General features: G+C 30.3%; 4 protein-coding genes. All 4 read right to left on the bottom strand.

Annotation, left to right across the window (positions count from 1 at the left end; genetic code table 11):
* Positions 1–96 precede the first annotated feature (96 nt).
* The 4 genes from Q0064_RS08965 to Q0064_RS08950 all read right to left on the bottom strand — a co-directional run bounded on the left by Q0064_RS08965 (position 97) and on the right by Q0064_RS08950 (position 3,743).
* A complete protein-coding gene (locus Q0064_RS08965) occupies positions 97–318 on the bottom strand; it encodes a hypothetical protein (protein ID WP_298147425.1) in 222 nt (73 codons plus the stop codon).
* A gap of 478 nt (positions 319–796) precedes the next feature.
* Positions 797–1,951 carry a putative phage abortive infection protein gene (locus Q0064_RS08960; RefSeq protein ID WP_298147421.1) on the bottom strand — a complete coding sequence of 385 codons (1,155 nt, stop codon included), beginning with the start codon at positions 1,949–1,951 and terminating at the stop codon, positions 797–799.
* Between the two features lie 165 nt (positions 1,952–2,116).
* Positions 2,117–2,410, bottom strand: a complete 294-nt coding sequence (locus Q0064_RS08955) for a hypothetical protein (protein WP_298147417.1) — start codon at positions 2,408–2,410, stop codon at positions 2,117–2,119.
* The gene (locus Q0064_RS08950) at positions 2,400–3,743 is read right to left on the bottom strand and encodes a hypothetical protein (protein ID WP_298147414.1); all 1,344 of its coding nucleotides are present in this window, start codon (positions 3,741–3,743) and stop codon (positions 2,400–2,402) included. The genes Q0064_RS08955 and Q0064_RS08950 overlap by 11 nt, the downstream gene beginning before the upstream one ends.
* Positions 3,744–4,060 lie beyond the last annotated feature (317 nt).

Raw genomic sequence — 4,060 nt, 5'->3', positions numbered from 1 at the left:
TCCTTTAAGATCGAAATAATCTGTTCCTCTGAAAATTTTGATGTCTTCATACTGTTTTTCTTTTAAAAGGTTAATTTAACTCTATTTTTAACCTGTTCAAAAAAACCAGCCACTTACCATGTTACTTTCAAATTCAATTCTAATTTCATAAAGTCCGTCGGTTCCCGTGATATGATCGAGGAATTTTTTTGGGACATTTTGAACGGTTCTAATAATCTTAAAAACATATTCTATTTTTTCTTGCACTTTTTCGCTTTGTTCCAAATAGAACTCAATGAAATGGTGTTCGTGAAAAATGATATGTCTTTCAGTATTCACTGCACAAAGTTAACTTTAAAGTTATCGAGATGCAAGCTTTTTAGAAATTTTGTTTAAGATGCGAGCGTCAAAACGCTTTCCGCTATCGTGACAATTGACGAACTTCCCTACATCTTCTCTAATTTTCAAAAACAATGATAAATAATTTATTTACAAATATTTACCATGAAAATACGTTAGATACTTTGAATATGTTAAACTGAAAAGTCGTTCCGTTCATTATCCATTACGGATATACATTTTTTCACTAAACGTTAGTAGAGATTTTTGTAAGCTCATTTTCTTTGGACAATTCGGCTATGGCTTTGGGTGCAGTGGCTTGGAGTTTATGCCTCAAAGTCGGGAGGCTTTGCCTTTACTTTGAAAAGTAATTAAAATCAGTAATTTTATTCAAAGGAAAGCAGAGGTGAACTTTAGACTATGCGGAGCGGGGTGTTGGGATGGTGTTGTGCAACAGTTACCACTGTTACCAGCTGGCTTACTCATACCAATAATGAATTTTTATTGGTAATGACATCCAATTTTTTACTCCAACTATTATTTTGTTCGGGTCTGCTATATCAAAATTAAAATTCAATTCTCTACGGTTGTTGAATTCATTATAATTTGAATAGATTATAAATTCTTTTACAATACATTTAAATAAATTTTCAATTTCATCATAAGTAAATTTATCAAGCCCTTGAACAATATGTATTCCGGTAAAAACTTTGGCTCTGTTTAAATGTATTTCAATACTAAATTCACTTTGGTTATCAGATTTCAATTTTATTGTATACCTTCCACTCATGTAGCTTTTTTCAACTTCTTTAATGTTTTTATCTATTAAAAAGGATTTTAAAACATATTTTATTTCTTTTATTACAGCACCTAAACCATTTCTTTCAAAATTGTTAAGCTTTGCCCACCAATCTTTAAATTCCAAAAGCTCGAAATGAGACAAATGTTTGAGAATATTGAAAAGGTTGATGTAATGAGCTGATTGATGCCCAATGTCAGTCATGGCATTGTATCTGATAAAAAATAATTCAGATTCACTTAGCTGAGCTCGTAATATTTTCGAATACGAAGCTTGATCTACACCTTTAATTTTTGATTTTTCGATAAGTGAATATAATTGATATAAAGTTCTAAAATATATTGAAAAGTCTTCGGCATGATTAGCATAAACTGCTTGAAAAGCTTCTACAGCTTTTTTTCGATTCATAGAAATGTTTTTCGTTGGGACAAATATGTCTTGTAAATAAACCTTCTGATGATGAAAAAAGTCTCTTCCCTTTAGCTCATTTCCGATGATATCATAAGTTTTTAAACTATTGAGATTTTCTTGATGCAGTTTTAGTAATTCAAAAAATGTATTATCAAACTGTTGCTTTAAAAATACATCTTTCCCTTCTTTAGATTCTTGACGTTGTAAAGCTAATGTCTCAAATAATAAAATAATACCAACTATTGAGAAAATAGTTCCTGTAAAACCTCCAATAAAATCTCCAATTTGACCTACGCTTGGCATATCTAAAGTGCCATCAGCATCCATGAATTTATCGATGTATAAAGCTTTTATACTGAAAAGCAGGATTATGATAAAACCTAAAATTGATAAAATTATAGAAAGGGTTACGCGTTTTTTCATTTAAAGTAGATTTTCCTAAAGCTTGCTGGTAACGTTTTGCAGCTACCCGAAGGTGGCTATTTCGAAGCACTTCACTGTCAACCAAGCATAAAATTTGATAGAAGCACAAAGCTTGATTCAACCACTGAACCGCCACTTTTGGGTAGGTGCTGTTGGTAGCAGTATTTATTCTTTTACAGTTAATTCATATTCTTCCAACTCAGCATGAATAGTTTTGATTTCAGCGTTTAACTGGTTCAAATATTCAATGCATATGTTGTTGTATAAGTCTGAGCTTTCATCTTCTAACTCAAATTCAAACAATCCTCTTTTTAATTCTTTTAAAATCAAGTTGAACGCTGACTTTACATTATTTGGATTATCATCTGTCAGTGTGATTTGGATTGGATTCTCACCAATTTCAAGAACTAAATATGTATGTAGTTCTTCTCTTTTAATTTTTGCTTTTTTAGTTTCCATAAATTTTACCTCTTTCACCAAAGGCGTCTTTACCACCTTCTAAAGTTTTCATACTAATTTCTTTCCAATCAAGAATAGGCATAGAGCCATAAATACAAGTCAATGAATTAGAAAATGGATTGCCAGTTAAAGTAAATCCCTTTCCGTGGTCGTGAAGACGATAGATTGAATTATATGGCAATGTCCTTACTGCAATATTTGCATCATGAGTGGCGATAATAACTTTTCTTGCAAGTAAAGCCTTTTCTTTAATTAAGGGAACTATTACATCATTAATATAATCGTTACCAAGGCTTTTTTCAGGTTCATCAATGATATAAATATCTTTATCTTCCGCTAGCTCTTTATGTAATAAAATCATTGATGATTCACCATTCGAAGGACTATAAATGGTTCCGTTGAGAGTGAAATGTTTGAATTTTAAAAGCAAGTCACTAAGTGAGTTAATAGAGTCTATATGTTCTATCTCATTTAACTCTGTAATTTTTAGAAATAATTCATTTGAATGAATATGTCTTAAAATTGAGTAAATCGATGTAGCAAATTCTTTTTGAGGTGTTTTATAAACATTTTTTACAGGCGTATAGTCCCCATTTGCAAGTGAGCCATTTTGAAAAATTAAATTGGTCTTACAAATTAATTCTCCTTTTTCACCAAGGCTTCCTGCGTATTCTTCAAGAGCATTTATTGGCTGATTAATTAGTTTAGTTATTTTTTTCGAAGCTCGTTCTATTTTAATGCGATTTCTTGAATACTCTAAAAAGCCTGTTTTTGTCGGCTTAGGTGGTTGGTTTGTTTTTTTTGCATTTTCATTATTGAAACAGTAAATAATACCATTAAGTAGTTTGATGCTTCTATTTTCTAAAAAGTTACGTTCTGTTTCATTTTTTAGTTGATCTAGTATTCTTTCTATAATATTCCTAAGTTCGTTAATCAATTCAATGTCAACATATTTATTGATTTCTGAATTTTCATCTATATATTCATTAAAGGATTTGAAATTATTAAGGATTTCAGTTATTTCATCAAGAATTCTTTCTGACTGAGTGTCATCTTCTTGAGTGATATTCTTAATTTTTAACTTTTGGGATATTTTGTTTGTTTCTTGAAATGAAAAATGTAAAACATACTTATTTAATGTCGTTACTTTATCTTCGGTTACATTTTTCAAAAATCGTATTTCATCGACACATTCATCAATTCCAAAATCAGAAGCATTACAATTGAATGAATTTCCTTTAATGTCATAAACATTATTCAAATGACTATCATTCGATTTATAAACGTAAGTTTTATGTCCCTTACTATTATAATGTTTAGATATTGCTTCCAAAATATCTGTTTTACCTGTCCCTTTGCTACCGAAAAGAATATTAATATCAGAGTAAATATCTAAAATGACTTTTTCAAATGGGTCGCTTTTAAAAGGAAATAGCTCAATAATTTCCTTAGATTTCTTATCTAAAATTGTATTTATTGTTGCTTCATCTTTTTCAAGTAAAAGGCAGAATTGTTCAAAACTCTCTACAGGAATGAAAGTGGTCGGCTTTTTCGACAGTTTGTAAATATAGTTTTTTGATTTGAAATTTGTTTTGAACTGAAACGGAATCGAGCTCTGCTGAGGAGCAACTCGCCAGGGTTAAGTTCACC

The organism is Flavobacterium sp., from assembly GCF_027490375.1.
Taxonomy (GTDB): Bacteria; Bacteroidota; Bacteroidia; order Flavobacteriales; family Flavobacteriaceae; genus Flavobacterium.
The sequence above is the reverse complement of the archived record's forward strand: the minus strand, read 5'-3'. Positions and strand labels throughout refer to the sequence as shown.

Coding starts and splice junctions, on each gene's coding strand:
- Q0064_RS08960 (WP_298147421.1), bottom strand. CDS start 1,951: ATGAAAAAACGCGTAACCCTTTCTATAATTTTATCAATTTTAGGTTTT.
- Q0064_RS08955 (WP_298147417.1), bottom strand. CDS start 2,410: ATGGAAACTAAAAAAGCAAAAATTAAAAGAGAAGAACTACATACATAT.